Annotated in this window: 24 protein-coding genes and 1 pseudogene; 5 read left to right on the top strand and 20 right to left on the bottom strand. The window is 58.5% G+C overall.

Annotated features, from left to right (window positions below):
* Positions 1–108: 108 nt before the first annotated feature.
* On the bottom strand, positions 109–1,458 hold the full coding sequence (gene fliD, locus B0H98_RS11580) for a flagellar filament capping protein FliD (RefSeq protein WP_106375215.1): 1,350 nt from the start codon (positions 1,456–1,458) through the stop codon (positions 109–111).
* 70 nt (positions 1,459–1,528) lie between these two features.
* A complete protein-coding gene (locus B0H98_RS11575; RefSeq protein ID WP_208623610.1) occupies positions 1,529–1,672 on the bottom strand; it encodes a hypothetical protein in 144 nt (47 codons plus the stop codon).
* Between the two features lie 767 nt (positions 1,673–2,439).
* On the opposite strand from B0H98_RS11575, the gene B0H98_RS11570 reads away from it, so the two are divergent.
* A complete protein-coding gene (locus B0H98_RS11570) occupies positions 2,440–2,763 on the top strand; it encodes a hypothetical protein (protein WP_106375214.1) in 324 nt (107 codons plus the stop codon).
* 366 nt (positions 2,764–3,129) lie between these two features.
* Positions 3,130–4,128: a serine hydrolase domain-containing protein gene (locus tag B0H98_RS11565; protein WP_106375213.1), complete on the top strand. Its 999-nt coding sequence runs from the start codon at positions 3,130–3,132 to the stop codon at positions 4,126–4,128.
* 14 nt (positions 4,129–4,142) lie between these two features.
* Here the strand turns inward: B0H98_RS11565 and B0H98_RS11560 are convergent, their stop codons facing one another.
* The 10 genes from B0H98_RS11560 to B0H98_RS11515 form a co-directional block, all read right to left on the bottom strand.
* Positions 4,143–4,703, bottom strand: coding sequence for a YqhA family protein (locus B0H98_RS11560; protein WP_106375212.1), 561 nt, complete (start codon positions 4,701–4,703; stop codon positions 4,143–4,145).
* A gap of 49 nt (positions 4,704–4,752) precedes the next feature.
* A complete protein-coding gene (locus B0H98_RS11555) occupies positions 4,753–5,346 on the bottom strand; it encodes an exopolysaccharide biosynthesis protein (protein ID WP_106375211.1) in 594 nt (197 codons plus the stop codon).
* Positions 5,339–5,803 carry a tellurite resistance TerB family protein gene (locus tag B0H98_RS11550; protein WP_106375210.1) on the bottom strand — a complete coding sequence of 155 codons (465 nt, stop codon included), beginning with the start codon at positions 5,801–5,803 and terminating at the stop codon, positions 5,339–5,341. Before B0H98_RS11550 ends, B0H98_RS11555 begins: the two co-directional genes overlap by 8 nt.
* A 100-nt stretch (positions 5,804–5,903) precedes the next feature.
* Positions 5,904–6,911, bottom strand: coding sequence for a nucleoid-associated protein YejK (gene yejK / locus B0H98_RS11545; protein ID WP_106375209.1), 1,008 nt, complete (start codon positions 6,909–6,911; stop codon positions 5,904–5,906).
* 40 nt (positions 6,912–6,951) lie between these two features.
* Complete coding sequence (locus B0H98_RS11540; RefSeq protein ID WP_106375208.1) at positions 6,952–7,713, bottom strand: ABC transporter permease; 762 nt, start codon at positions 7,711–7,713, stop codon at positions 6,952–6,954.
* On the bottom strand, positions 7,710–8,645 hold the full coding sequence (locus B0H98_RS11535) for an ABC transporter ATP-binding protein (RefSeq protein WP_106375267.1): 936 nt from the start codon (positions 8,643–8,645) through the stop codon (positions 7,710–7,712). The genes B0H98_RS11540 and B0H98_RS11535 overlap by 4 nt, the downstream gene beginning before the upstream one ends.
* Before the next feature lie 116 nt (positions 8,646–8,761).
* Complete coding sequence (locus B0H98_RS11530) at positions 8,762–9,040, bottom strand: peptidylprolyl isomerase (RefSeq protein ID WP_106375207.1); 279 nt, start codon at positions 9,038–9,040, stop codon at positions 8,762–8,764.
* Between the two features lie 74 nt (positions 9,041–9,114).
* Positions 9,115–10,203 carry a serine hydrolase gene (locus B0H98_RS11525; RefSeq protein ID WP_244183115.1) on the bottom strand — a complete coding sequence of 363 codons (1,089 nt, stop codon included), beginning with the start codon at positions 10,201–10,203 and terminating at the stop codon, positions 9,115–9,117.
* An 8-nt stretch (positions 10,204–10,211) separates the two neighbouring features.
* Positions 10,212–11,327, bottom strand: a complete 1,116-nt coding sequence (gene opgC, locus B0H98_RS11520) for an OpgC domain-containing protein (RefSeq protein WP_106375206.1) — start codon at positions 11,325–11,327, stop codon at positions 10,212–10,214.
* A gap of 163 nt (positions 11,328–11,490) precedes the next feature.
* Positions 11,491–11,784 (bottom strand): hypothetical protein, encoded by a 294-nt coding sequence (locus tag B0H98_RS11515; RefSeq protein WP_106375205.1) that lies wholly within the window; start codon positions 11,782–11,784, stop codon positions 11,491–11,493.
* Positions 11,785–12,177: 393 nt separating this feature from the next.
* Between B0H98_RS11515 and B0H98_RS11510 the strand changes: the two genes are divergently transcribed.
* Positions 12,178–13,173, top strand: a complete 996-nt coding sequence (locus B0H98_RS11510) for a glycoside hydrolase family 5 protein (protein ID WP_106375204.1) — start codon at positions 12,178–12,180, stop codon at positions 13,171–13,173.
* Positions 13,174–13,291: 118 nt separating this feature from the next.
* Here B0H98_RS11510 and B0H98_RS11505 read toward each other — a convergent pair whose 3' ends face one another.
* From B0H98_RS11505 to speB, 8 genes and pseudogenes are all read right to left on the bottom strand, one after another.
* Complete coding sequence (locus B0H98_RS11505; RefSeq protein WP_106375203.1) at positions 13,292–14,218, bottom strand: Gfo/Idh/MocA family protein; 927 nt, start codon at positions 14,216–14,218, stop codon at positions 13,292–13,294.
* Between the two features lie 107 nt (positions 14,219–14,325).
* Entirely contained in the window at positions 14,326–15,456 is a 1,131-nt protein-coding gene (locus B0H98_RS11500) for a WD40/YVTN/BNR-like repeat-containing protein (protein ID WP_106375202.1), read from the bottom strand.
* Positions 15,457–15,536: 80 nt separating this feature from the next.
* Positions 15,537–16,436, bottom strand: a complete 900-nt coding sequence (locus B0H98_RS11495; protein ID WP_106375201.1) for a hypothetical protein — start codon at positions 16,434–16,436, stop codon at positions 15,537–15,539.
* Between the two features lie 212 nt (positions 16,437–16,648).
* Positions 16,649–18,243 (bottom strand): annotated as a pseudogene (tssI, locus tag B0H98_RS11490) (type VI secretion system tip protein TssI/VgrG); the annotation flags it as partial.
* A gap of 184 nt (positions 18,244–18,427) precedes the next feature.
* Positions 18,428–19,873 (bottom strand): aldehyde dehydrogenase family protein, encoded by a 1,446-nt coding sequence (locus B0H98_RS11485; protein WP_106375200.1) that lies wholly within the window; start codon positions 19,871–19,873, stop codon positions 18,428–18,430.
* Complete coding sequence (locus tag B0H98_RS11480; RefSeq protein WP_106375199.1) at positions 19,870–21,516, bottom strand: 5-guanidino-2-oxopentanoate decarboxylase; 1,647 nt, start codon at positions 21,514–21,516, stop codon at positions 19,870–19,872. The genes B0H98_RS11485 and B0H98_RS11480 overlap by 4 nt, the downstream gene beginning before the upstream one ends.
* 9 nt (positions 21,517–21,525) lie before the next feature.
* A complete protein-coding gene (locus B0H98_RS11475; RefSeq protein ID WP_106375198.1) occupies positions 21,526–22,908 on the bottom strand; it encodes a YjiH family protein in 1,383 nt (460 codons plus the stop codon).
* A 131-nt stretch (positions 22,909–23,039) separates the two neighbouring features.
* Positions 23,040–23,990: an agmatinase gene (gene speB, locus B0H98_RS11470; protein WP_106375197.1), complete on the bottom strand. Its 951-nt coding sequence runs from the start codon at positions 23,988–23,990 to the stop codon at positions 23,040–23,042.
* Positions 23,991–24,196: 206 nt separating this feature from the next.
* On the opposite strand from speB, the gene B0H98_RS11465 reads away from it, so the two are divergent.
* Together B0H98_RS11465 and B0H98_RS11460 are read left to right on the top strand one after the other, a co-directional pair.
* Positions 24,197–25,648: a sigma-54 interaction domain-containing protein gene (locus B0H98_RS11465; protein WP_106375196.1), complete on the top strand. Its 1,452-nt coding sequence runs from the start codon at positions 24,197–24,199 to the stop codon at positions 25,646–25,648.
* A gap of 88 nt (positions 25,649–25,736) precedes the next feature.
* On the top strand, positions 25,737–26,891 hold the full coding sequence (locus tag B0H98_RS11460) for an ABC transporter ATP-binding protein (RefSeq protein WP_106375195.1): 1,155 nt from the start codon (positions 25,737–25,739) through the stop codon (positions 26,889–26,891).
* The last annotated feature ends 43 nt before the right edge of the window (positions 26,892–26,934 follow it).

Raw genomic sequence — 26,934 nt, 5'->3', positions numbered from 1 at the left:
GGGCCGGCTATGCGATGCGTTCATCGCCGTTATTCTAAATAACGGCCCCTCTCGCCAATTCTTTAATAAAAACCCGCACTTTTATGTAACCAACTGCAACGAAGCAGGCTATTTCTTCTGCATGTTGCTCATCAGATCGAACTGCTGACCCAGGTAACTACTCATGGAATTCATCTGGGCAATCATGCCGTCTAGCACTGCAAACTGCTTACGGTAACGCTCAGTGCTTCGCTCAATACTGGCCTCCATACGTAGCTTGCGCTGATCCAGACTATCTATCCGCAACTCAGCACTACCAATGGAGCTCTTGATGATGCCTTCATCCGCGGTTATTTCTTTCAAGGTAGCGCTCATGCGCCCTGCCAAACCGCCTTCTTTCGTGTCGCCCGCGAAAAAGGCAGCTAAGCCCTCGGAGTTGTTGGCGATTGCCTCATCCAGCTTGGCCTCATCGACCTTGAGACGGCCTTGCTTATCGATATCGATGCCCATTTGAGAAAGTCGCGTTATATCGCCCGTTCCAAAATTGCCCGTTATATCCTGACGAAGGCGATTTTCGATGGTACGAACGGTACGATCCCCTACCAGCTCTCCAGACGTCTCACCTGCACCGTTAAATTGGGTCATACGTCCAACGGTGGATTTCATCTCATTGTAGTTACTTACAAACGCATTGATCGCCTCCTTCAGGGAGTTATCATCGCGCTCGATCACCAGGGTAGAGGGGCTCTGAGAGACGGCGGTCAGGTTGAGCGTTACTCCCTGAATAGCCTCTTCCACCCGGTTGGTTTTGCTCGTAATCGCAATACCATTGACGTTCAACTCAGCATCCTGGCCTGCACGTAGCGTAGCTGGGTCCATTGATAAAGATGTCAGTCCCGAGAAGCCCGTCAGCGAAGCGTCTTTGCCCGTTTCCTTGGAGCTCAACGCGAGGCGATACCCCGAGCCATCATTGATGAGAGAAGCCGTAACGCCAGATTCTTTATCCGCATTGATCTGATCACGAACATCAGCCAGCGTACTGCCTGCCTTGATACTGACCTCATGGCTTTTTTGAGTACCGTCAGCACCAAAATTAAGCGTCAACTTCGTATCAGCGGCTGTGAGTTCCTGATCCAGCGCCACGCTATTGGAAGCAGCGCTGCCTCCCCGGGCCAGTTGGGTAACCGTCACTTCATAACGGCCTGGATTGGCCTTTTCGCTCGCCGCCGCCAGTACCCCTTCTCCCGTCACCGTACTTTTTTGCTGTTTGAAAGTGGCAAGGTCATTTAGTTTGACGACAGCCGTTTGTACCCTGTCCATTGCCGATTGAAGGCGGCCATAAGCAGATATCTTGGTTTTTTGAGCGCTTTGTTGCTCAAGGATGGGAACGAGCTTTTGGCGTTCGGCTGCTTTGAGCTGATCCACCAAACCAGATAGATCCAACCCAGAACCTACACCTAGTGCAGAAATCGATGCCATGAGGTTCAGCCCCTTATAAAATAGTAGAGAAACGCAGTTAAAGACTTTATCGACTGCCTGGAGAAAAACTTTAGCGCTGGCTGGCCTGCCCGAGCGCGGCAAACTGCTGGGTTAAATAGGCACTTGTTTGTTTCATTTGAGCCACCAGATTTTCTATCGCTGCAAACTGCGTGTGATAGCACTCAACTGTTTGCTCTATACGATTTTCAGTCATTGCAAAACGCTCCTTCAAAGATGACCCCATCTATAGCCCCAAGCCTCTTTGTTACCAAGCCAATCACAGTTGCCACGCGCTCTAGCTTGATCTCATACTACCTTGGTTTCGCATCACTGCTGGCTATGGCACTAGCGCCAGCCCTTTCCGGCTAGATGGCAAGGCGTTCAAAAAGAAGCATTATCATCAAGACGTTCCGTTCTGCAGCCGAGTCAATGCCTCTTGCAGCCGACCATGAGAAACAAAAGGTGTCATGGCTGCTAGCAAGCCATATTCGGTGCTTGTCTCTCTACTTATAGCCTCGGCAACTTTTACCCTAATTTCAGTATTATTAATCATTTTTATGTATCAGATTGTTATTTTATGCAATGTAAATCCAAGATAAAACTGCTCTATTAGCTAGCTATCTTTTATCCTCACGATTCACTCACCTTATGTAAATATAAAAAAATCCTTTACTTATCCTTATCGCTATATCGACACGTTTGTAAACGTCATTGAAACACCAACTCAGCAAACGACTGTTTGAATATTACGAACAGCCTTTTTAATATTAATATTTGTTATCTATCTACGTAGTAAATGTCTTTTACTTCAATTTTATGAACAATAAGCTTCTGTAGAAGATTTTCATCAGCACTTTACAAAATGTTAAATTTTCAAATCATAAATAATGCCCGATGTTAATATATACCTTGGTCTAACACCAATCCTGCCTTAAGATACCGTCAGCACATCCGCTCGCGCCGCTTGCAGGACCCTGCACCATGTTCGCTCAGTACGCTTACGATTTTAGTCAAACGCCCGCCGTTAATGCCCAGCGTAGCCTTCGCCATTGCCTCTCCTGGATGGCAGAAGTGCTTTATGATAACGGGCACGTGCTTGAAAGCATTACCCTGACCCAGCGCGGCCTGAGTAAAGCTGAGCTGAATACCCTGTGCGTCAACGTACCTGAATGGGTAGCGTACCAGAGGATTCTAGAAGCAAGTGACGCGGCTACTTTCAACGCCTATGGGCGCTTTGTGCTGACGGCGATGGGGCGGGAGCTGATGTTCGACATGTTCGGCCAGGGCGCGGCCGACTGCGCTTGACGTGTACGCCATGATTGAGAATTGCACCCACAAAAAAGCCCACAGGCATGGCCTGTGGGCTTTTTGTTAGCGTGATTAACGCAGGCCGAGCATTGAGAGAATGAACAGTACAACGACGATCAGACCTACGATATAGATGATATTACGCATGTCGGCGCTCCTTGCTAGTTTGCGTTTTGGGTGAAATCAAAGGGTTGCTTACGTCTCGATAACGCCTTTAGCCTAGCAGGCTTTTCCACTCTTTGCATAATCCAGGCATATTTTCTGCCAAGAACATTTTTCTTTTCGTCTTCGACGCCTATTCTGGGGGCTGGCCCACCGGCGTGAGCTTCACGCGTGTCACCACAGTGTGCGAGGAAATGGCTTATGCAAAAACGTATATGGCTAGCCTGTTGGGTATGGGCCTTGCTGGGAGTCCAGGGTGCCCATGCGCAGCCGCCCGAGCCTGCTACCTTGGCCGCGCTTGATGAGGCCGCCGGTAAACTTTCGCGTCTGCATACGCTGGTAGTGGCCTATGAGGGCGAGATCATTCATGAGCACTACCAGAGCGGCCCCGGTGTGGCCTCCCCTGCCAACATCAAGTCACTTTCCAAGACAGTACTGGCGGCGGTGACCGGCGCAGCGATTGAAGAAGGTATCGTCGAATCCGTCGAGCAGCCCATGGTGGCGCTGTTCGGTGAACAGCTGCCAGCCAACCTCGACCCACGGGTGAACGATATTACCGTGGCGCACCTGCTTGCTCAGCAGGCAGGGCTTGAGCGCACCTCGGGTGGCAATTACAGCGCCTGGGTAGCGAGCGGCAACTGGGTCAACGATGCGCTGACCCGCCCGTTCGTGGATGAACCCGGCGGGCGGATGCTCTACTCCACCGGCACCAGCCACCTGCTTTCGGCGGCGCTGACGCACGCCAGCGGAGAAACCACGCATGCGCTTGCGCAGCGCCTGCTGGGCGAGCCGCTGAATATTACCATCCCTCCTTGGCTGCGTGATCCGCAGGGCATTTACTTTGGCGGTAATGATATGCAGCTTTCGCCGCGCGCCTTGATCGAAGTAGGTGAGCTTTACCGCAATGATGGAATGATTGGGAACAAGCGCGTACTGCCCGAAGGCTGGGTGGAGGCTTCCTGGACGCCGCGTGGCACCTCCCCCTGGACAGGCGATGGCTACGGGTTTGGCTGGTTCATTACTCAGCTAGCCGAAACGCCTGCCTATTACGGGCGCGGCTATGGCGGCCAGGCACTGTACGTGATCCCCGAGCGGGCCATGACGGTGGTCATCACCTCAGACCCGACCCCGCCCTCACCCGGCGGGCAGTTTCAACAGCAGTTGAATCAGCTGGTGGTCAGCTTGTTACAACCCCGCTAATCCCCATACGTAAGCTATCCACCCTTATGCGATTTGCTCATCAAATAGAGGGCAGCGGCTAACGCCAATACGGAAAGCGCCAGGCAGATTGCCTCGAGCGGGGTGGTAAAACGAATATCCACTACGGCGCGAAAGAACTCGATGATCACCGCGAGAATGACCACACGAGCAATCTTGTCTTTTAACTGGTCAAGCGAGCTCACGTTGAAGGGGTGGGCGGGGTAGCGCGTTTCCGCCTGATCGATTCGCGATACGAACAGCCGATAGAGCCCCAGCCCGAAAATCATCAGCACGATCGCGATCAGGTATATATCAACCGCAATAATGATATCCGGCACAAGGTTTGCATGAATATCCTGAGTGCCGCCAAGCAGGTAGTAGCGGATCACATCGCCTACCACCTCAAAAATATCCAGGGTGCCCACCACAAACAGCGCCAGGGAGCCCAGCAGGCTAGGCACTATCGCAAGCATCACCAGAAATCGCGAGTTCCAGAGAGCAGTTTCAATGCGCCGTTCCCAGGCTGACTGCTCCTCGGGTGCCTTGGGCGGGGGTGGACTCAACGGGTCAGGCATAGCAGCGTTCCTGTACTGGCCAATAGGGGATGGGGGTGTTTATAGCGCGTTATAGAAGGTACATGAGAATTGCCACAAACGTGGCAATGGTAATCAGAAAGCCCAGCGAAAGCACCAGTCCGTCGCGTGCGACCAACCCCAGGCCAAACAGAGTGAGCGCAAGCCCCGCCCCATTGGCAGTAAAGGGAACGAACTCCATGGGCGGCATGGCTAGCGCCACCAGCAGGCAGGCAAGCGCCGTGGCGCGAATACCCACGTAGCCACTCATCCACTTGAAGCGCGTGCCCAGCAGGCCATCAACCCAGCGAGCAGGTTTTTTCATGGCTCGAATGGCTTTATCAAACCCCTTGCGAGAGACCGAACGATTCAGCAGCCATCTGGGGAGCCAAAACGTTTTCCTGCCCGCCAATAGCTGAGTTGAAACAAGCAGTACCAGGGCCGCCATTAATGTCGGCATCCCGGGTATGTCACCGATGACCGGCGCCAGGGTAATCAGCCCGGCAATCAATAAAAGCGGCCCGAAGGAGCGACGGCCCACGGCGTTGACAATATCCTCAACGCTTACCTTGGGTGCATCGTGTTCCATCTGCTCCATGGCTTGGATAAGTTCGGTGAGGTTGGTTGTTTCGGAGGATTCACTCATGCGCGTCCTGGCGCTCCTTTACCTGCAGCTTGGTACGAATAAAGTCGCCATGGCTGACGTAAAGTAGATCCGCCAGGCGGCGAATGCGGTGCTCCTCCAGCGGGTCGATGCTGCCATCGGCCCAGGCCAACTGCCACATCAGTGCCACCAGCTCGCAACGCTGAGCGTAGCTGTAGTGCTCCTTGACCAGGCTGACGAACTGATAATGATCCACCGCCTCGTCCACTTCCGCTTCGGCAAGCGCCATCAACTCTTCAACCTCACGCTCGCTTAGCCGGTAGCGGCGGGTCAGCATCTGCTTCAGCGCTGCCCGCTCGGCATCGCTTGAGTGATAGTCGGCACGCATCACTTCGCACAGCAGCGCCGCGGTGGCCAGCTCCAGCGTCAGCGCATGATTGTCGCGCCGTTCGGGTTCAGCCAGGGCACGTTGAAAGAAGTGGGTAATCGCATCCAGCATGAGGTTCTCTCCTGATGATACGTGACTCTAACCGTTCGACGCCAAACAACCAGCGAAGTGCCCAACCACGCTTTACTCCAGCAGCCCCACCACCCACCATTCACGACTTGCGCTTGGCAAGCTGCTCTTTCAACTGCTTGGGCACCTGCTTGATGATCAACCGGTCCTGGCCTTCGTCGTACTCGATACTGGAACCCAGCAGGTGCGAGTCAAAGCTGATGGACACCCCGCCGGCACGCCCGGTAAAGCGGCGAAACTGGCTGATCGTGCGTTTGTCCGGCGGGATCTCGGCAGCCAGGCCGTAATCCACGTTGCGGATATGTTCGTAAAACGCCTTGGGCTGCTGCTCGTCCACCAGCTCCGAAAGGGTTTCCAGCGTCATGGGCTCGCCGCGGCGCAACTGCTCGTTGGCGTAGTCCACCAGGGTATCGGTTTTCTCGCGGCTGGCGTCTTCGTCAAGATCCTCTTTCTCGACATAGTCGCTGAAGGCCTTGAGCAGCGTACGGGTCTCCGCCGGCGCGTCAATGCCCTCTTCCATGCCCAACAGCGCCGTCATGCCTTCGGCCAGCTTCTTGCCGCCGCGGTCCTTGAGAAACGACACGTACTGAGTGCCCGGCGTGTCGCTCTGCCACTGAGTCAGGTTGATACGCGCCGCCAGCGTCAGTTGGCTTACGTTGAGCTGGGCGGCGGGCACGGCCTGGTGAGCCTCACCAATACCGATCCCTTCACGCTGGTGCACCAGGGCCATGAACAGGGTTTCGGTATCGCCTTGACGGATATGCGCCATCAGTAGATAGCCGCTCACCGACAGCTGCGCCTGCAACTCACGGGCCAGGCGCTCGGCAATAGCGGTCGAAAGCTGGGTAAAGTCCTGTTCGCCGGCCAGGTAAGCCCGCAGCCAGGCAAGCAGCGGGCCTGACTGGTCGCCCTGCTCGGCAAAGCTGCCCCAGCCCTTGGCCTTGGTGTTGTAGGTATCGTTGAGCGTATTCACCAGGCTCGCCATGACCGGGTCATCGCTTTGCGCAGGCGCTGGCGCGGCGGTCAGCGTAAGGCGTTCGCCATCAAGCGTCGGGTCCAGGCGATGAACAATGCTGTGCAGTAGCGGCATAAGCGGGTATCAGCTCCAAAGGTTTAAACAAGCACGCGGATTACGGCTTCAGGCGGTAGCCGGTGCGGAAAATCCAGGCAATGGTGGCAAGGCTTGCGATCAGAAACAGCGAAATCATGGCCACACTCGCCACGATGCTGACATCGCTGATGCCGTAGAAGCTCCACCGGAAACCGCTGACCAGATAGACCACCGGATTGGCAAGCGTCACGTTCTGCCAGAAAGGCGGCAGCATATCGATGGAGTAGAAACTGCCGCCCAGAAAGGTAAGCGGCGTGATGACCAACAGCGGCACCAGCTGGAGCTTGTCGAAGCCGTCCGCCCAGATACCGATGATAAAGCCCAGCAGGCTGAAGGTAACCGCCGTCAGCACCAGAAACGTCAGCATCCAGAATGGGTGCGCAATCTCCAGCGGTACGAAGAAACTCGAGGTGGCCAGAATAATCAGCCCCAGCAGAATCGACTTCGACGCCGCCGCCCCCACGTAACCAATCACTACCTCAAGGTACGAGATGGGGGCCGACAGTATTTCGTAGATGCTGCCCGAAAACTTGGGAAAGAAGATGCCGAACGACGCGTTGGAGACGCTCTGGGTCAGTAGCATCAGCATGATCAGGCCCGGCACGATAAAGGCACCATAGCTTACCCCACCAATCTCGCTGATCCGTGAGCCAATCGCCGCGCCAAATACCACGAAATAGAGCGAGGTGGAGATCACCGGCGAGACGATGCTCTGTAGCATGGTGCGCCGGGTACGCGCCATTTCCGCCATGTAGATGGCGCGAACAGGATAGAGGTTCATGCGCGCTCCTTGACCAGATCGACAAAGATATCTTCAAGCGAGCTCTGCCGCGTATGCAGGTCCTGGAAGGTGATGCCTTCACGCTCGAGCGTGGCCAGCAGCGCCGGAATGCCGTGGCCCTCTTCGGCCTGGCGGCCATCGTAGGTGTACACCAGCTCATGGCCATCGGCGGCCAGGCTCAACGCTTCTACCTGAAGCGCGCCGGGCAGCTCGTCGAGTGGCGTTTGCAGCTGCAGGGTCAGCTGCTTGCTGCCCAGCTTCTGCATCAACGCCGCTTTTTCTTCTACCAGCACGATCTCACCGCGATTGATCACCCCGATGCGGTCGGCCATCTCTTCGGCCTCTTCAATGTAGTGGGTGGTGAGAATGATCGTCACGCCGCTTTCGCGCAGTCCGCGCACCACTTCCCACATATCCCGGCGAAGCTCTACATCCACCCCGGCGGTGGGCTCATCCAGAAACAGGATGCGCGGTTCGTGGGAGAGCGCCTTGGCAATCAGCACGCGGCGCTTCATGCCGCCGGAAAGCGTCATCAGGCGGTTATCACGCTTGTCCCACAGCGCCAGCGACTTCAACACCTTCTCGATATGCGCAGGGTCAGGCGCCTTGCCGAACAGGCCGCGGCTGAAGCTGACCGTGTTCCATACCGTTTCAAAGGCTTCGTTGGTCAACTCCTGAGGCACCAGGCCGATGCGCTCGCGCGCCTGACGGTAGTCGCGCACGCTATCAAAGCCGTCGATCACCACTTCGCCCTGGGTCGGGTTCACCAGCCCGCACACCACGCTGATCAGGGTGGTCTTGCCCGCACCGTTGGGGCCAAGCAGGGCAAAAATCTCGCCACGCTGAATGGTCAGGTCCACTCGCGTGAGCGCCTGAAAACCGCCCTGGTAGGTCTTGTTCAGGCCGTTAATCGCAATAATGGGGTCGTTCAAGGCGTACTCCTCACGCTCCGGCATACGGTGAACGTTTGAGGTAGTTTCTAAGGCAGGCCAAAAAATAGCCGGGCAGCGCGGAATCGCGCCTGCACGGCTATCTGGAAACTGCCCGCTTAAGTGCGGTCAGTAATTTCGAGCAGGTGGTAGCCAAACTGGGTTTTTACCGGGCCGTGAACCTGGTTCAACTCACCGCTGAACACCACTTTATCGAACTCGGGCACCATCTGGCCGGGGCCAAAGCTGCCAAGGTCACCGCCCTGACGGCCGGAAGGGCAGCTTGAGTGCTGCTTGGCTACTTCCGCGAAGTCGCGACCATTTTCGATTTCCTGCTTGAGCGCTAAACACTGCTCTTCACTGTTCACCAAGATATGACGGGCGCTGGCACGGGCCATAACGAACTCCTTTTGCATTGAATGTAGATAGCCAAGCGCTAGTTTATCACGCTCCTGACGGTATTAGCCGCCCTTCACGGCGTGCCGATAGCGCCGCTTTCACGCAGCGCCGCGCCGACGCGGGCCAGGGCGTGTTCGTGTTCGCTGATCTCGATGGGACCACGGCTACAGGCAACGACCACCCAAGGCCCGTCAGCACCGACTTCTTCCCGCGAGGCTATGCCCGCATCGCAGCTTCGCCGATGCTGGGTGCCGGTTTTATGGGCAAAGCTTACGCCCTCACCCAGGCCCGCTTTCAAGCGTTGCTCGCCGGAGCGGGTTCGCCGCATGATCTCCAATAGCGTCTCGCGCTGAGTGGCATTCAGGTCATCCTGGCCGCCTTGTTCAAGACTTGCCAGCATGCCACCGTAGGCACGTAACGTACCGACATTTTCTCCGCTTGCCTCATACGCATCATAGGCGTGGTCGTAGTCAGGCTGATGTAGCGCAGCGGGGCTGACACCCAGTAACTGTGCAAGCGCGGCCGGACGTTGGCTTATGGGGTTGCGACGCAAGGCGATAAAGTCCATGCCGCCCAGCGTGCGGGCATCCGGATGCAGCTGTCCGTAAACTCCCTGGCGCACGCCCACCAGCCGGGTAATGGGGCCTATCTCTTCGGACTTGCCGCCGCCGGCGGCGACCATCGCGCGTGCCCGGGCATTAACGGCATCCAGCCCCACCCGATTGATCAGCATATCGGAAGCCGTGTTATCACTGACGGTGATCATCTGCTCCAGCAGGTAACGAATGGAGATCCGCGTGCCGGGCTCATGCCAGATCACCGGGCCCGCGCCATCCACGAAGTCGCTTTGCGCAAGTGTCAGGCGCTGATCAAGGGTCAGCGTGCCCGCCTGGCGCTCGGCCAGCACCTGCGCAGCGATCGGTATCTTGACCAGCGAGGCGAGGTACCAGGGCTGGTCAGCCCGCCAGGAGTAGGCATCTCCAGTGGCCAGGTCTTGTACATATACACCAAGTTCGCCTCCAAACCCCTCCTCAATAGCCGCCATGCGGTCGTTCAACCCCTGCTGCCAGTGGCCCGAGGGCTCCACTTCCTGTGCTACGGCTGAGAACGGCATGGCCAGTATCAGTGCCACGCCGACACACCAGCATGTTAGTAATCGCAAACTACCTCCTAACGGTGCTTCGTCATCCAGCGGGTCAGCCATATCCAGGCGGCGGCGCCAAGTATCAGCAAGCCCCCAACGCCCAGTGCCTGTGGATAGGTGTACATACCCTCGCCCTCCAGAAGAAAACGCAGCACCAGAAAAATCATCACAATATGAAAAATAAACGCTTTGAGCGCATCGCTGCCCACGATGGTCAGCGGCAGGAGCACCCTCGCCGCCAGCGCGCCGTCAGCCAAGGCGAGTCCCAGCAGTATCAGTGCGCCGCCCACGCTGAACAGCATGAACGCAAGCCCTGGCGGGTGCTTGCCGGCGTTAAGGGCCACAGCCATCATGGCAGCATGAACGTCGCCTTCGACAAGTGCGACCCCATAAAATGCCGCAATCATCAGCGCGCCTGCGCCCATCAGTGTTAACACCAGGCGACGGCGGAGGCGGGCGCTAAAGTAGCAGCGCAGCAGCGCCTCACCCATCAGCAGGCCGATAAAAATCAGCGGCGCCCGGCTAATCTGTCCCCAGGCGTAATGATCCTGGTGATCTACCAGAAGCGCTTTGAGAATATCATTGCCGCCGAAGCTTACGCCCTGAAGCCAGGCGGAAAGCAGCACAAGACCCACGATGGTAGCGATTCGCCCCCATAGTGGCGCACGTGCCCACAGCGGCAGAATCAACGGCACCCAAAGTAGCGCAATGGCATAAAAGCCGAGAATCTCGACCCAGATGGCAAAACGGCCGTAAAGCAGCGTATCGACAATATCGCCGGGCGCGCTGAACGGCAGCATCTCGACCACGATAAGCATCTTGTACCAGAACCAGACCTCCAGCGCGCGAAGCCACAGTTTCAAACGACGTTTTGGCCACTGCTCGGTTTGCGTATGGGCCAGAAAAGCCACGGCAAGCGCCACGCCAAATACCAGAATGAACAGCGACGAGGAGAATTTAGTCAAAAAGTGTACGGGCACCATGCCCCAGTCGGGCACATTACGTATGCCCACCAGGCCACTGACCGCATGGCTTACGATCATCAGGGCAATCGCGATGCCTCGCGCCAGGTCAATGGCGTCTATTCGCCCTTCGGCCTTGGGAAGCTGCGGAATTTCTTTCCAGTTCACCACGATAGACATCCTTATTGTCATAACGGATCAGGTGATTGATCCCGTTTAACAATAGCCTATAAACGTGGTGGCTCTAAGCGGGGGTTTAAACGCAAAGATGCCCCGCAATCGGCGGGGCATCTCGTGGCTCATCCGTGAGCCGAAAAAAGAGTCAATCCTTTAGGGAGTGGTATTACCACTGGGAATCGTCGCTATCGGTCTCTGCGGGCTCGTATTCCTGCTCCTCTTCCTCTTCTTCGTAAGTGAATTCTTGCTCTTCCTCTTCATACTCGGTAGTGACACCTTGGTCTTGGTCCTGCGTGGTATCGTAAGAGTTGAAGTTGCCTTGCTCATCCTGCATCGGCTCTTCCTGCGGCATGGGTTCTTGCTCAGCACCACCCTCTACTTGCGCAAAGGCCAGCGGGCTAGCCATCAGGCCAAACGAAACGCCCAGGATACCTAGTTTCTTCAGAGCTTCCTTTTTCATGGTCATGCCTCCTAAATAATTTGCTTTCTGTTACTTCAGTAATTTCAGTAATTCACGTAAGGAACATTTAGCCAAGAACCAACAATCATCCTGATGCTGCGTTCTTGCTCAGGATATTGCAGCGGGCATACCAACTTTTGCCATAAAAACAAAAAAACTATAAATTACATATATTTATAGAAATTTATAGTATGCCATCATATTTCTTAAGCGATGTTTTATTAGCATTTTTTTGTTTACCACTGACACATGGTTCGTGAGGGGGCATGCCAATTAGCGTTTTTTGATCGGCTACAAGGTATTTCCTCACATAAAGACTAAACTTTTCTTAACGTCTATTTATTGTCAGACGTTTCGTAAAAGACTACCTATCTCTTAACAAGGGAATACACAATGTATTACTCACTAAGTAGCTGGTTCAAACCTGCACTCATTTCTATCGCGATAGGGGCGAACGTGATCGCGATTGCCCAAGCGGCCGTTCCCCCCTTGAGTGTCGAAGGCAATCAAATCCTGAGCGGTGGAGAGGCCAGAAGCTTTGCCGGTAATAGCCTCTTTTGGAGCAATACCGGTTGGGGCCAAGAGAAGATGTACAATGCCCAGGTAGTGCGGTGGCTCAAGGAGGATTGGGATGCCACTATCGTAAGAGCTGCCATGGGCGCGGATGAAGGAGGCTCTTACCTGCAAGATCCTGAGGCCAACGTCGAACGAGTGAAGACGATTGTTGAAGCGGCTATCGACAATGACATGTATGTCATTATCGATTTCCACACTCATCACGGTGAAGATAAAAAAGAAGACGCTATTCGCTTTTTTCAGCAAATGGCGCAGCAGTATGGCAACTACGATAACGTGATTTACGAAATCTATAACGAGCCGCTGCAGGTGAGCTGGAGCGATGTCGTCAAACCTTATGCGGTAGATGTCATTGATGCTATCCGTGACATCGATCCCGACAATCTGATCGTGGTGGGCACACCCACCTGGTCGCAAGACGTTGATATTGCCTCCACCGACCCGATCGAAGGCCGCAATATTGCCTATGCACTGCACTTTTATGCAGGCTCTCACGGCCAAGCCTTGCGCAACAAGGCCGAAACCGCTCTGAATAACGGTGCGGCCTTGATGGTAACGGAGTGGGGCGCCGTCAATGCCGATGGTGGTGGTGCCGTTGATGAGCAAAGCACCCGTGACTGGATGACGTTTCTCGCGGAGCACAACATCACTCACCTCAACTGGGCGGTAAGCGATAAAAACGAAGGCGCCTCCATCATTAGACCGGGTGCAAACCCTGCAGGCCAGTGGAGTGATTCAGACCTGACCGACGCTGGCACGTTCGTGAAAGACATCATCAGCAACTGGGGCACCGAGATCGATCCAGTTGAGTGATCGTGACCCAAGCCTTGAACGATCACTTCCAATACACCGAGCGGCGTCAAGTGATCAGAAAGTGGCCCGGCCCATGTCGGGCCACTTCGATCAAGAAGAGTATGTATTGGGCGACCGCCTACTCGGCAAACGCATCGACCGTTTCACGGTGACCGTATAGAAAGGCGTCGGCAACGTGACGTAGCGGAGATATGTCTACATCGCTCCTTTGGCCGTCAATCAGCGACACAAAATGGGCATAAAGCTCGACGTACTCGCGCTCCTCAGCATCGATGATTATCTCACCATTGATTACCAGGCGCCCTCCTCCCTGAGTCAAGCTCAGCTCCCCATCATCGGTTTTTACATGGATATCCCACGTTTGCGGCCCGGTTTGGCGAAAGTCGAAATGTGCCTTGATGGATGCCTTTTGAGCATCGGTAAAAGCCAGCTCGGCGGCGATAGGTGTCTGGCAGTTGCTGGGTATCTGAAGTATGCCCTGTCGCAAGAAAAATGGTTGCGGCAGGATCGTTGTGGCAATGGAAAGCGCATTGATACCGGGATCGAATACACCCATACCACCGGGTTGCCAAATCCATGGCTGGCCTGGATGCCATACACGCACATCCTCTTTCCACTCGATATCGACTCGCTGCACCTGCCGTTCGCGCAGCCAATCACGCGCCTGAGCCACGCCAGGTGCAAACCGCGAGTGCCAAGCGGCAAAAAGACTCATTCCCTGCTCGGCTGCAAGAGTAACCAGACTTTCAACTTCGCTTAGCGTAGCTCCTGGCGGTTTTTCAAGCAGCACATGCTTGCCCTGAAGTAATGCCATGCGCGCCTGCGTGTAACGAAGATGCGTTGGCGTACAGATCGCTACAGCATTGATTTCAGGGTGAGCGTCAAGCATCTCCTGCATATCTTGATAGCCAGGCAACCCCTGCAAAGACGTATACGGGTCCGCCGTAGCAACAAGCTGGCAGTTCGCAGTTTCGGCTATTGCTGGAAGATGCTGGTCGTGCGCAATCTTACCAAAACCCACGAGGCCAAGTTGGACGTTAGACATTCGCTTACTCTGTTCTCATTAGTATTTCATGGTAAATAGATTAGCCCGATAGAAGAGGAGGCAAGGCATATATCTAAGCGTTACTCTTGCGATGCCCTAGATATGAATCAAGGGATTTCTCGTCGATATAGCGAATAACCAGAGACGCGCCACCGTTCGCCTGTGCGGGTATCATAATAGCCACCCTCGGCACTTCGCCCTTCGTTTTCTATCTTCCAATCGCCGCCGCCATCGTAGCTAACGGCGGTGACATCATTACCCAGTAGACTGCCTTCGTTAACACCATCAAACAACAACCCTTCTTCCGGCGTTATGTACAGGGCATAGCCCACCAGATCGCTATCGAACTCATGCAGCTCGGCTAACTGCTCGCCATTCCAATGCCAAACAGAGCTGGGGTGGTGAACCAGCTGTTCCGTGGGCATCAAGGACATGGGGCGACCTTTGCGGGCCAGAATATAGACCTCGCCCTGTTCATTGACGGCGATGTCGTTAACTCCATAATCACCTATTGCTACGTCGAAGATTGGTTCGTCTTCGCCCCACGGAAGCGAGTAGATGACGCTCTCGCCACGGGCCTCATCGAAGAACGCCATGCGCAGCGCGTCATCCTGCCCTAGCGCGACTAGATCGAAACGCTGGCGTTCGTCTTCAGGGTTGCGTGCACCTGCTGGAACAGGAATTTCCTCCCAATGCTCACCGCCGTTCTCAGTACGCCAAATATGGGGGCCCCAACCGATCAGATAACCGCGCTGGGCATCTAGGAAACGCAGCGCCGAGATGTTCTGGTGTTCGGGCCAACGTAATTTTTCCCAGGATTCGCCCTGATCAGTAGATCTAAACAATTGAGTAGCTTGAGAGCGATAACTCTGCTCTGATAACTGACCAGCGGTTCTATCTGACCAGCCTGTTGACAGGTAAAGTGTGCTCCAGTCGGGAGAGAGCCACCAGTCTGCCTGCTGGGCCCGCTCTTCAAAGCGTCGCTCGATCCCGTCTTCGATATTTCCCGCCAGGATGCGTACAGTACGGCGATTGGCGCGTTCAGAGGGACTAGCCATCCAGCGCTCGCTGTATTCAAGCTTGACGTTAGCATTCACTTCTTCATCGGTTCTATGCTTGAAAGTAGTTTCAGGATTTGTAAGTTTCATGGATAGCACTTGCTCATTGCGTATCCGAAAATCCCCAGGCCCATAAGGAGTGTCTTCCTTCATAAAATCGTTGCTAATACTCTCCCACATACCTCCACTCCCTATGACATATCCGGCTATTGCAATGATCAGTACGGCGATTGCCCATCGAACTCGGCGCATAGTTACTCCTAACGAAGATGCTGAATTAACCGCGAGAGCGCCTGCTCTACAGCACTGATGCTGTCACCCACGGCTCCGGCCGCTGCATGTGCACCGCTTGAGATGGCATTTCCAGCACCCTTGAGTTTATCCTTACCTACCTCGAAAGCGCTGTCAGTTGCTTGCTTCCATGTTTCGCCATCTAACCACTCTTCAGCGTTGGGTTGGGTGCCGATTCGCATCAAATCAGTAATCGGTAAGTCAGCAAGCCCTGCATCCAGATAGGCTGGTACATGGGTATTGAAGGCAAAGGTTTTGAAGGTAACGGAATCGATTTCGAGCTCATGCCGCGGTACATTCATTTGCATACTACGATTAGGGTAACGACGGCAGACTACATTGATTTCATCGCCATCCATATTGTCCTCAAGACCCGTCTCTATGTTTTCCTGTAGATTAAATCTAGCCTGATCTAACCATCGTTGCCCATCGGTGCTAAGGCGATGCCTTAACCGCTCACCATAGGTATAGCAATAGTAATAACCGTAGCTGATGTAATAGTCAGGCGGCAGATGTCCACAGCCGATATGGCGCATCATGAAATTGGAGTGCCGCGACCAGTGAGCATGGGCGCTTTCCGGCGCAATCAATTCATCGCGGTTGGCCAGGAAGCGTCGAACGACGTCAGAATCACTGAAGGGATTCCACCAAGTGGCCCAGGCTTTCAAGGCTTCCCAGCTTGCAACACCGCTTTTCTCGATGAACTCATCGTGCAGCGGTCGATAATACCATTCACAGTTACCTAAAAAGCTCTCGTTGGCAGGGGGTACCTGCTTGTTACACACATGTAGGCTCACGGCGACAGGCTGTGTGTCGTCGGTGGGGGTGTAGGCCGCGTCAGTAGCACCTAGAACGTCATTCGTAGACACGCTTAGTCTCCTAGAATATCGATGTGCAAGCGGCCAGGCGCGTCGCTTTCGGTAACCCCAGTTTCACCCAGCTCGTTCGTGCGCCCCTCTTTTACGATACTGCCCTGTGCATCGGTAATGCGATAACGCATATTGGTAGCGGGTATATCGGTGCCGCTCCATGTGGCGATGAATGCCTGGTTATAGCTACCTAGCAAGTGCTCTCCACCTACTGGCTTAAGGGGTTTCAGAACAGCCTGCCCGCTACCCTTACCCGGGTTGCCACCGGAGTTGATACGCACCTGAGGGCCGACGATGGTGACACCACTGGGGTCGAGCTTAACGAAGCTGCCGCCAGCCTTGAGGGTAATTTCCGCCCCGGCATCGATAACGGTTTTTACCCCTGCTTTTTGATGAACCTCCTGCCCGACTTCCACCAGCTGCGCTTGGCCGACTTTTTCATGGCGGGTGCCGCTGATGATCAGGTGATCATCGCCGTCCACTTGGGTGTAGCGGTTGCCGTGCACCGTGTGGTGGTCATCGTTGTCGATCTCGCTGATGCGGTCGTTGTGTACCTTGAGGTGGCTGTCGTTGCGGGTTCGGCGTAGCGGTCCCAGGGGAACTGGACCTTCACCCGGCCGTGCTCGTCGCAGTGAATCTCCTCGCCTTCCGGGCCGACCACAAACGCCACCTGGGGGCCGTCGACTCTTGGCTTGGGGTTGGGCGTGGCCCGCCAGGGGGCGTCGCCGGGCATGAGGGTGACCTGGTTGACGTAGCGCGTCATGCCACTGGTATCGCTGTGCGTCATGCCATCTTCTTCCAGCGCCTGGGGCTGTTCGCCCGTGTGGTGGACGGCCACCACCTGCCAGTCGCGGTTGAAACCGTCGGTATCGTGATCGGTCAAGCTGAAGCGCACGCCGGGAGCGAGTTCCGGCAGGTCGCTTTCGGCGTTGGCGGTGATGGCGTCGCGGCGCAGCTCTTCCAGGCGGATGCGGGTGAACGGCTGGCCGGAGGCGTCCTGCTTGTAGCGGCCGGGGTAATCGAAGTGCTCGTAGTCGGTCTGCTGGCCGTGGGCTTCCACGTCACGGCCCAGGTGTTCGTGCAGCTGGGCGTAGGCCGGGTTCTTGAAGCTGTAGTCTTTCAGGGTCGCGGTGGCCGCGGCCACCCGGGCGGTATGGCTGAGCTTTCGCACATGGCGCGTAGGCGCGGTGCCGCCGGCGCGGCTGTGGTAAGTGCGCTCGCCTAGATTGGCCATCACTTGAGGGTCGTCGGCAAATACCAGCCGATGGGCGCTCGCTTCAAATTCGTGGAAGTAGAACAGGCCCTCTTCGGCGGCCAGGCGCTCAATAAACGCCAGGTCGGTTTCGCGGTACTGCACGCAGTACTCGCGCTCCGGCAGTTCGCGAGTGACGGCAAAAGCTACATCGGTGATCCCGCGTTCGTCGCACAGGGTATTGATGATGGTCAGCGGGTCGACTTTCTGGAAGATACGCGAGTTGTGGCGCAGTGAGAGCCACCAGAGCGCGGGGCGTAGCACCAGGGAGTAGAAGGTGCGCCGGTGGCCCCGGTCGCCGCGGCCAAACTCGCTGACGATACCGTGCACCTGACGCAGCACTTCACCATCCTGCCACACGGTCAGCGTAGCTTCACGGTCCAGCAGTTCGGTGGCCTCCAGGCTGCCGTCGCGGCTGGCCAGGTTGAGCACCAGCTCAAAGGGCTGGGAGAGCGCTTCGCGGTGGGTAAAGTCGACTACCGCGATATCGTCAACGCCGGGTAGCGTGAGCGTGAAGTGCAGTCCTGTGCTCGCTGTCCCCGTACCTTTTGACATACTGCCGCTCCCTGGATCGTTAGCCACTAGTGATAACCGAGTAGCATAACGAGCGCAGGCAGTAGAAAAACCCTTCCAGTGCGTGAAACAATAATGGCTTACAGCACTTTAAGCTATAGCTTACAAAAAAGGGCTTTACAGCCCTTTTTTGACATACATTCTTCCCCGCCTAGCTCAGCTCCGTTTATCGCGGCCCCACCACGTGCTTCACCTCCAGATAAGCACTCAGCCCCCAGGGTCCCAGCTCGCGGCCGATGCCGCTGCGCTTGAAGCCGCCCCAGGCGGTTTCGGGCAGCACCAGCTGCTCGGTGTTGTACCAGATGCTGCCGGCCTTGAGCGCCCGGCCGATGCGTTTTGCGCGCTCAGCATCGCCGCTTACCACCGTGGCGGCGAGGCCAAAGTCGCTGTCGTTGGCAAGCTCGATCGCCTCTTCTTCACTTGCCACGCTGCGCGCGCAGAGCACGGGTCCGAAGATCTCCTCGCGCCACAGGCGGCTTTCTACCGGCACATCGCGGTAGAGCGTAGGGGCGGCGAAATAGCCCTGCGTCGGCAGCGCATAATGGGTTTGATCGCGCACTACCGTTAGCCCTTCCTGTTCGGCCACTTTCAGATAGCCGTTGACCGCCGCATATTGCTTGGCGCTGGTGAGCGGGCCAAGGTCAGTGCCTTCCTCGAGCGGGTCGCCCAGCGTCAGCGCATCCATACGCTTGGCAAGCTCGACATAGAGCGCCTCGGCCACGCGTTCATGTACCAGCAGGCGTGAGGTCGCCGAGCAGATCTGGCCGGCGTTGAAGTAGATACCTGCCATGACCCAATCGGCGGCATGTAAGGGGTCGGCGTCCTCCATCACCAGGATCGGCGACTTGCCGCCGAGCTCCAGCGAAACCCCGGCGGTGCGCCTCGACGCCGCCTGCATCACCGCCTCGCCCACCCGGTTACTGCCGGTAAAGGAGATCTTGTCCACGCCGGGGTGGCTTGCAAGCGGCGCGCCGATGCCTTCACCGTCGCCGTTGAGCAGGTTCAACACACCCGCAGGCAGCTCGATCTCCAGCGCGATATCCGCCAGCGCCTGTTCCGGTAGCGGCACCACTTCAGAAGGTTTCAGGATGACCGTACACCCGGCGGCCAGCGCAGGCGCCAGCTTCCAGGCGCTGGTCACCAGCGGAAAATTCCACGGCGTGATCAGGCCGACCACCCCGGCCGGGTCGTGGTAGATGCGCGCCTCGACGCCCTCCATCTCGACCGCCACCCGCTCGCCCTGGCGCTCGTCCAGCGTGCGAGCCTCTCTGGCGTAGTAGCGGTAGCAGGCAATCGCATCGTCCAGGTCGATCCCGGCTTCCACCCGCGGTTTGCCGTTGTTGGTGGCGCTGAGCGTGATGAGCGCCTCGCGCCGGGCGGTCAGCGCTTCGGCAAAGCCGTCGAGATAATCCGCCCGCGCGGCACCGCCCAGCGCCTGCCAGGCGGGCTGGGCCTTTCGTGCAGCGTCAACCGCCGCATCGACATCACAAGCGGCGCCCGCCGTGACCCGGGCAATCACCTCTTCGCGGTACGGGTTGACGACGTCGAGCAGGCGGCGGCCCCGGGAGGCCACCCACTGGTTGTTGATGAACTGCTGATCGAGCGTTTTCATGACGATCCTTTTTCAGAGGCTTCAGTGGCGCAGACTGCTTGCCAGGCGCCAGCATCGATTTCGACAAGCAAGGGGGCGGCGGGGTCGCGCCGGGTCAGCGCCGTGGCAAGCGTCCCAGGGCTATCGACCCGGACGCCGGGGCAGCCAAAGCCATCGGCCAGCAACAAAAAATCCGGCGCCTGAATATCCACACCGAGCCGGGCCACGCCGCTTGCATCCATATAGCGGCGAATCTCCTCATAGCCCGCGTTGTGCCACAGCACGATGACCACCGGCAGGCGCGCCTCGACCGCCGTGGCCAGTTCTGAAAGCGTGAACATCACCCCGCCGTCGCCCACCAGCGCCACTACCGGCAGATCAGGCCGGGCAAGCTGTGCGCCAAGGGCGGCGGGTAGCCCGAACCCCAGGGTGCCGAAGCCGGTCGAGGCGTTGAAGTAGCGCCGCGGCGCGGGCTGGCTGACCAGATGATTGCCGGCGTAGACCGGCGCGGTGGAGTCGCCTACCAGAATCGCCTCGGGCAGGACGTCGGCAAGCGTTTTATAAAGCGCCACGAAGGGGCTGAAGGCCGGGTCATTGGCGAGATCCAGCGCGTCAAGGGCGGCTCTTGTCCGCCCCGCGCCATCACGCTTCAACGGCTCGGGAAAATGCGCCAGAAGCAGCGCCAGGCTGCGCCCGGCATCGCCCACCAGACCCAGCGTGGTGGCCTGGTTGCGCACCAGCTGTTCGGGATCAATATCGATGCGAATCAGGGTGCCGCTCAGGTGAAAGCCGTCGTCGAACACCACGTCGTAATCGGTTTCGCCAAGCTCGGTGCCAATCGCCAGAATCACGTCCGCTTCGGCGGCAAGCGTGCGCACGGCAGGAAGTGCCGCGTTGGCGCCCAGGTCCAGCGGGTGGTCGCGGCCCAGCAGGCCCTTGGCGTTGATGGTGGTGACCGCCGGGGCATCGAGCCGCTCGACCAGCGCGCGCGCCGCCTGGGGCGCCGAAACGCAGCCGCCACCCAGCAGCAGAAGTGGTCGCTTCGCTGCCTGTAGCAGGCGCGCCGCTTCAATAAGCCCCTGGGGGTCGGGGGCGGCGCGGTAAAGCGTGGGCGCCTGCCAGCCGCTCGGCACCGTGACCGGGGCGTTGAACAGGTCGATGGGGATCTCTATATGGACGGGGCCTGGGCGGGTGCCGCCAAAGACGGCAAAAGCGCGGGCCAGCACCGCAGGCAGGGTGTCGGCATCGAGCAGCGTGTGGCTGAAGCGCGCCACGCCGCTGATCATCTGCTGCTGGCTCGGCAGCTCGTGGAGCCGGCCCTGTTTCATTCCCAGGGTATCGCGGCGGTTTACGCTCGAGATCACCAGCATAGGGATCGAATCTGCCAGGGCCTGGCCCATGGCGGTGGCGATGTTGGTCATGCCGGGGCCGGTGATTATCAAGCACACCCCGGGCTTGCCACTGGCCCGGGCGTAGCCATCGGCCATGAACCCTGCGCCCTGCTCGTGGCGCGGGGTTACGTGTACCACGCCGCTGTCTTCAAGGCCGCGGTACAGCTCCACCGTATGCACGCCGGGGATGCCGAAGAGTGTGTCTACACCGTAGGTATCGCGCAGCAGGCGAATCAGAAGTTCGGCGCAGGTCAACGTCGATTGGTCCTTCATAGAGCCTCCCTAGAAGAAAAACGTATGGGCCATGAAGGCGATGATCGGCAGCGTGATCGCGGTGCGCAGCAGAAAGACCGCCACCAGCTCCCAGAACTTGATGGGAATCCTGGATTTCAGCAGCAGCGCGCCGATTTCCGACATGTACACCAGCTGCGTCATGGAAAGACACGCAATCACGAAGCGGGTCAGCTCGCTTTCGATGTTGGTGGCCAGCACCGCGGGCAGGAACATGTCGGCAAACCCCACCAGCGTGGCGGGTGCTGCCGCCTGGGCTTCCGGAATCCGCAGCAGTTCCAGCACCGGCACCATGGGGTAGGAAAGCCAGGTAAAGATCGGCGTGAACTCGGCCAGAATCAGCGCCACGGTGCCGATGGCAAATACCAGAGGCAGCAGCGTCAGAAAGATGTCGATGACGTTGATCAGCGCCAGGCGTGCAAGCTCTTTAGGCCCCGGGGCGCTGGCGGCGCGGCGGGTGGCCTGCAGCAGGCTATAGCGCAACAGGCCCACGTTCTCGGTACGCTCTTCGCTGATCTGGCAGCCCACCGGTTCATGATAGTCGTTGGACTTGAGCGACAGCGGCGGAATGCGCGACACGATCACCGCCGCCACCAGCCCCGAGACCACCACAGTAAAGTAGAACGGTACGAAAAGATGGTTGATGCCCACGAAGTTGGTCACCAGCAGGCTGAAGGCAATCGAGGCGACCGAGAAGTTGGTCGCGATCACCGAGGCCTCGCGCCCGTTGTAATAACCCTGCTCGTACTGCTGGGCCGTGATCAGCACGCCCACGGTGCCCGAGCCCATCCAGGAGGCAGTGGCATCGATGGCGCTGCGCCCGGGCAGGTTGAAGATCACCCGAAACGGTTTGCGCACCAGGGTGCCGATGAATTCCATGAAGCCGAACTCGACCAGAAACGGCAGCAATAGTGCGGCAAAGAAGAAGAACGTCAGCAGCACCGGCGCCAGGTCATTGAGCATCACGCCGCCGGTAAAGGAGGCAGTAACGAACTCAGGCCCCACCTGGAAGAACGTCATGATCACGAACATCGCCCCCAGGATGCGCATGGCCACCCAGATGGGTCCGACCTTGAACATGTCCTTGAAGTGGCCGGCCTGCGCCCACGACGGGTTGGCCGCTTTGACGTACAAGGTGGTGATCACCGAAATGCACAGCACGGCCATGGCGATGGCCGGCAGCGCCTCGCCGAGCAGCGCCTGAAGGCCATCGGCCATCAGGCCCATGCCGATATTGACCGACTCCCCCACCTGAAAGGGCACCAGAAACAGCAGCACGCCCAGAATGGAGGGGATCAGAAACTTGAGCAGATGCGCCCGGGGGATGGAAGCCGACGCGGTGGGTTCTTTCGGCTCTGCTGGGGAGTAAGACATGCGATTCACCTGTTGGAAGTGATTATTGGAGGTGGTCTGGCGGCGTCCTGAAGGGAAGGCTCGGCCTTCCCTTTATATGCTTGCTGGCGCCTTGCAAGGCTGGCGCTCTTGTAGGTCGATAACGCGAGGCCTCAATCGCCGCGCTTGACGCCGGGCAGCACGCAGAGCATCTCGTACAACAGGGTCGCGCCCATCAGCGCCGTGTTGCCGCTGACGTCATAGGGTGGCGACACTTCGACCAGGTCGCCGCCGACGATATTCAGCCCCGCCGCGCCGCGCACGATCTCGAGGCCTTGATGGGAGGTCAGCCCGCCCATCTCCACCGTACCGGTGCCCGGTGCCACGGACGGGTCGAGCCCGTCGATATCGAAGCTGATATACACCGGCGTATCGCCCATCTGTTCGCGCACCTCCTGCATCAGCGGCGCAAGCGACTGGTACCAGCACGCTTCGGCCTGAACGACGCGAAAGCCCTGGTCGCGGCACCAGTCGAAATCCGCGGCGGCGTAGCCGGTGCCACGCAGGCCAATCTGCACCACCTTTTCCCTGGCCAGCAGCCCCTCTTCCTGAGCGCGGCGGAAAGTGGTGCCGTGGGCGATCTCCTCTCCGAACATGTGCTCGTTGACATCCGCGTGGGCGTCGATGTGAATCAAGCCCACCGGGCCATGCTTTTTCGCCATGGCGCGAAGAATCGGCAGCGTCATGGTGTGATCGCCGCCAAGCGTCAGCGGGATGCAGTCGTGCTTGAGCACGTCGTCGAAAAACGCGGTGATGATGTCGATGCTTTTGGGCAGGTGGAAGGTGTTGATCGGCACGTCACCGATATCTGCCACCTGAAGGCTTTCGAAAGGCGCGGCGCGGGTCGCCATGTTGTAGGGGCGCAGCATGCGCGACTCGTCACGAATCTGGCGCGGGCCGAGCCGCGTGCCAGGGCGGTTGGAAGTGCCGATATCCATCGGAATGCCGATGAAGGCGGCATCCAGGCCTTCAGCGCTAACGCGGGCGGGCAGGCGCATCATGGTGGCGGGGCCGGCAAAGCGCGGCATGGTATTGCCGCCCAGCGGCTGGTTGAACTCGGACATCACTCTCTCCTGGGTCTTGTTGTGGCAAGCGCAAGCGCTTTGTAGAAGACGTTGCATAGAGCGTGCCAACTCGATAAACCGCGATAAAGCGCGCGTGTCGCCATGCAGCGATGCAAGAATGACTCGAAAAGCGCTACACTCGATGCATACCTGCATCATCGATTCATCCCTGCATCATTGGATTGGCCCCGAATACGAGAGATGGAATGAGCGAAATAGACCGCCGCGTGCTGCAAACCATTATCGAAACCGCCAACGACCATTTCTTTATCGTCAATGGCGACGGGCGCATCGTGGACATCAGCCCCGGCGCCGAGGCGGTGTACGGCGTCGCCCGCGAAGAGCTTTTATCGAGCAGCGTGCAGCAGCTGGAAAGCGCCGGCGTACTCAAGCCCTCCATCAGCCTGGAAGTGATGCGCACACGCCGCCCCGCCCAGTTGATGCAGATCACCGGCACGGGGCGGCGCGTGATCGCGGAAGCCTACCCGGTGTTCGTCGATGGCAGGCTCGAGCGCATCATTAGCCGCTCGCGGGATCTGACCGACCTTCAGCTTCTTCAGGACGAGTACGCCCTGCTGCAGAAACGCTTCAGCGACCACCTGAAGCGCAGCCAGGCCGCCCCGGATCTTGAGGAGCAGGCGCTGGATGATGCGCTGGGCGGTGGGCCAGGTGATGTGCAGGGCACGCTTCAGGCCCGAAGCCACGTGATGCGTGAAATCGCCCTGCTGCTCAAGCGCGTGGCGCCGTCGGATGCCAACGTGCTGATGCTGGGGGAGTCCGGCGTGGGCAAGACCGCCTTCGCCAAGCAGCTGCACCGCTGGAGCCAGCGCCGCGCGGGGCCGTTCATCGAGGTCAACTGCGCGGCGATTCCGGACAACCTGTTCGAATCCGAGATGTTCGGCTACCAGCCCGGGGCGTTCAGCGGCGCCGCCCGCCAGGGCAAGGCGGGCGTGCTCGAGCAGGCCGAAGGCGGCACGCTGTTTCTGGACGAGATCGGCGAGCTTCCGCTTTTGATGCAGACCAAGCTCTTGAAGGTGATTCAGGACGGCAGCCTGACGCGTTTGGGCGATACCCGCCCCCGCCGGGTCGATTTTCGCCTGGTAGTGGCCACCAACCAGAACCTTGGCCAGCAGGTGGAAGCCGGGCTGTTCCGGCTGGATCTCTACTACCGCCTCAACGTGATTCCCGTGACGTTGCCGGCGCTGCGCGACCGCCGCGAGGATATCCCGGAGCTGGCCAACGCCTGCCTCAGGCGGCTCAACCAGCGCTACGGCCGCCAGAAGATCCTGAGCAACCCGGTGTGGTCGATCCTGATGGGCAGCGAGTGGCCGGGCAACATCCGCGAGCTGGAAAACTGGCTGGAGCGCGCCTGGCTATCGAGCCCCACCGATCAGATCGAAGCGCCGCTGGCCTCGCCAGCCCCCAACAGTGCGGAGCCGTCGGGCGCTAGCGCCCGCCCCACCCTGGAGCCACCCTCCCTCGGTAGCGACGAAACCCTGCAGGCGTATCTGGCGCGCCTGGAGCGTGACACCCTGGCCGCGCTGTGCAAAACCCTGCCCAGCACCTACGCCATCGCCCGGCGCCTGGGCATCAGCCAGTCAAGCGTGGTGCGAAGGCTCCAGCGCCATGGGCTCGCCCCGCCGGCCCGGCGCTTGTGAAGCTGTCTTCATAACGTCATCTTCCCGACACACGTCTGACACGAAAAAGTCGCACGGTAGAGTCCACGCCCTCTAACTGTGACCCACCATGCTCGATGCCGCGCCACTTATCCGTTTTAGCCAGGTCAGCAAGTGTTGGGGCAGCACGACCGCGGTCCGTTCGCTCGATTTCAGCATCGCCCCGGGGCAGTTTGTCATCCTGCTGGGGCCTTCCGGCTGCGGAAAATCGACCACGCTGCGCATGCTGGCCGGCCTTGAAGCGGTCAGCGGCGGCGAGATCCATATCCAGGGGCAAGACGTTACCCACCAGCCGCCCGGCGCCCGCGGGCTCTCCATGGTGTTTCAATCCTACGCGCTGTTTCCGCACCTGAGCGTGGCGGACAACATCGTGTTTGGCCTGCGCAGCCGCAAGGTGCCCAAGGCCGAGCAGCGCGAGCGCCTGGCCAAGGTCGCCGAGATGGTCGATCTCACGGCCTACCTGGACCGCAAGCCCGCGAAGCTTTCCGGCGGCCAGCGCCAGCGCGTGGCACTCGCCCGGGCGGTGATTTCAGAACACCCCATCTGTTTGATGGACGAGCCGCTTTCCAACCTGGATGCACGGCTTAGAGCCGACATGCGCCGGGATATCAAGGCGCTGCAGGCGCGCCTGGGCATGACGGTGATTTACGTGACACACGACCAAGTGGAGGCCATGAGCATGGGAGATCGCGTGATTCTTATGCAGCACGGGGAGATCGTTCAGGACGCCCCTCCGGGCGAGCTTTACAACCAGCCCGCGACCACCTTTGCGGCAAGCTTTATCGGCAGCCCGGCCATGAACCTGCTGCCCCTGACCGAGGGCCTTGAGGCCGCCGTCATCGAAGGCGTGCCGGAAACGCCGGTAGCGCCGCTTGCGGCTGCCACCGGCCAGCTCGGCGTTCGCCCGGAAGATATCGAGCTGCGCGGTGCAGGCGAGCCCGGCGTACCCGCCACGGTCATAAGTGACGAGTACCTGGGCGCCGACACCATCATCCATCTGGCCGTGGGTCGCCACAGCGTCAAGGCCCGCCTGGCCGGTCGCCAGTCCATGGCCCCGAACACGGCGTGCACGCTGGCCTGGCGGGCTCAGGCGGCGCATCTTTTCGGCAGTGACGGCAAGCGCCGCGACGACCTTGCACCGTGCAACCTGATGCCGGACGTACCCGATGACGCCGATGCGCGGGTCGTGCCACGCCTGCCCAACGTCGGCTCGTTTGCCATCTGACGCCTCTTTTCACAACGCTACGCCCCACAACGTTACCCAGGAG

Source organism: Vreelandella songnenensis (assembly GCF_003002925.1).
GTDB classification, from domain to species: domain Bacteria; phylum Pseudomonadota; class Gammaproteobacteria; order Pseudomonadales; family Halomonadaceae; genus Vreelandella; species Vreelandella songnenensis.
The sequence above is the reverse complement of the archived record's forward strand: the minus strand, read 5'-3'. Positions and strand labels throughout refer to the sequence as shown.

What these genes read in the sequence shown, in the direction of transcription:
- B0H98_RS11555 (WP_106375211.1), bottom strand. Translation starts at nt 5,346, where the DNA reads ATGAGTGAATCCTCCGAAACAACCAACCTCACCGAACTTATCCAAGCC.
- B0H98_RS11480 (WP_106375199.1), bottom strand. Translation starts at nt 21,516, where the DNA reads ATGAAGGACCAATCGACGTTGACCTGCGCCGAACTTCTGATTCGCCTG.
- B0H98_RS11515 (WP_106375205.1), bottom strand. Translation starts at nt 11,784, where the DNA reads ATGAAAAAGGAAGCTCTGAAGAAACTAGGTATCCTGGGCGTTTCGTTT.
- B0H98_RS11575 (WP_208623610.1), bottom strand. Translation starts at nt 1,672, where the DNA reads ATGACTGAAAATCGTATAGAGCAAACAGTTGAGTGCTATCACACGCAG.
- B0H98_RS11530 (WP_106375207.1), bottom strand. Translation starts at nt 9,040, where the DNA reads ATGGCCCGTGCCAGCGCCCGTCATATCTTGGTGAACAGTGAAGAGCAG.
- B0H98_RS11460 (WP_106375195.1), top strand. Translation starts at nt 25,737, where the DNA reads ATGCTCGATGCCGCGCCACTTATCCGTTTTAGCCAGGTCAGCAAGTGT.
- B0H98_RS11565 (WP_106375213.1), top strand. Translation starts at nt 3,130, where the DNA reads ATGCAAAAACGTATATGGCTAGCCTGTTGGGTATGGGCCTTGCTGGGA.
- speB (WP_106375197.1), bottom strand. Translation starts at nt 23,990, where the DNA reads ATGTCCGAGTTCAACCAGCCGCTGGGCGGCAATACCATGCCGCGCTTT.
- B0H98_RS11465 (WP_106375196.1), top strand. Translation starts at nt 24,197, where the DNA reads ATGAGCGAAATAGACCGCCGCGTGCTGCAAACCATTATCGAAACCGCC.
- B0H98_RS11500 (WP_106375202.1), bottom strand. Translation starts at nt 15,456, where the DNA reads ATGTGGGAGAGTATTAGCAACGATTTTATGAAGGAAGACACTCCTTAT.
- fliD (WP_106375215.1), bottom strand. Translation starts at nt 1,458, where the DNA reads ATGGCATCGATTTCTGCACTAGGTGTAGGTTCTGGGTTGGATCTATCT.
- B0H98_RS11485 (WP_106375200.1), bottom strand. Translation starts at nt 19,873, where the DNA reads ATGAAAACGCTCGATCAGCAGTTCATCAACAACCAGTGGGTGGCCTCC.
- B0H98_RS11570 (WP_106375214.1), top strand. Translation starts at nt 2,440, where the DNA reads ATGTTCGCTCAGTACGCTTACGATTTTAGTCAAACGCCCGCCGTTAAT.
- yejK (WP_106375209.1), bottom strand. Translation starts at nt 6,911, where the DNA reads ATGCCGCTACTGCACAGCATTGTTCATCGCCTGGACCCGACGCTTGAT.
- B0H98_RS11540 (WP_106375208.1), bottom strand. Translation starts at nt 7,713, where the DNA reads ATGAACCTCTATCCTGTTCGCGCCATCTACATGGCGGAAATGGCGCGT.
- B0H98_RS11505 (WP_106375203.1), bottom strand. Translation starts at nt 14,218, where the DNA reads ATGTCTAACGTCCAACTTGGCCTCGTGGGTTTTGGTAAGATTGCGCAC.
- B0H98_RS11475 (WP_106375198.1), bottom strand. Translation starts at nt 22,908, where the DNA reads ATGTCTTACTCCCCAGCAGAGCCGAAAGAACCCACCGCGTCGGCTTCC.
- B0H98_RS11510 (WP_106375204.1), top strand. Translation starts at nt 12,178, where the DNA reads ATGTATTACTCACTAAGTAGCTGGTTCAAACCTGCACTCATTTCTATC.
- B0H98_RS11550 (WP_106375210.1), bottom strand. Translation starts at nt 5,803, where the DNA reads ATGCTGGATGCGATTACCCACTTCTTTCAACGTGCCCTGGCTGAACCC.
- B0H98_RS11560 (WP_106375212.1), bottom strand. Translation starts at nt 4,703, where the DNA reads ATGCCTGACCCGTTGAGTCCACCCCCGCCCAAGGCACCCGAGGAGCAG.
- opgC (WP_106375206.1), bottom strand. Translation starts at nt 11,327, where the DNA reads ATGTCTATCGTGGTGAACTGGAAAGAAATTCCGCAGCTTCCCAAGGCC.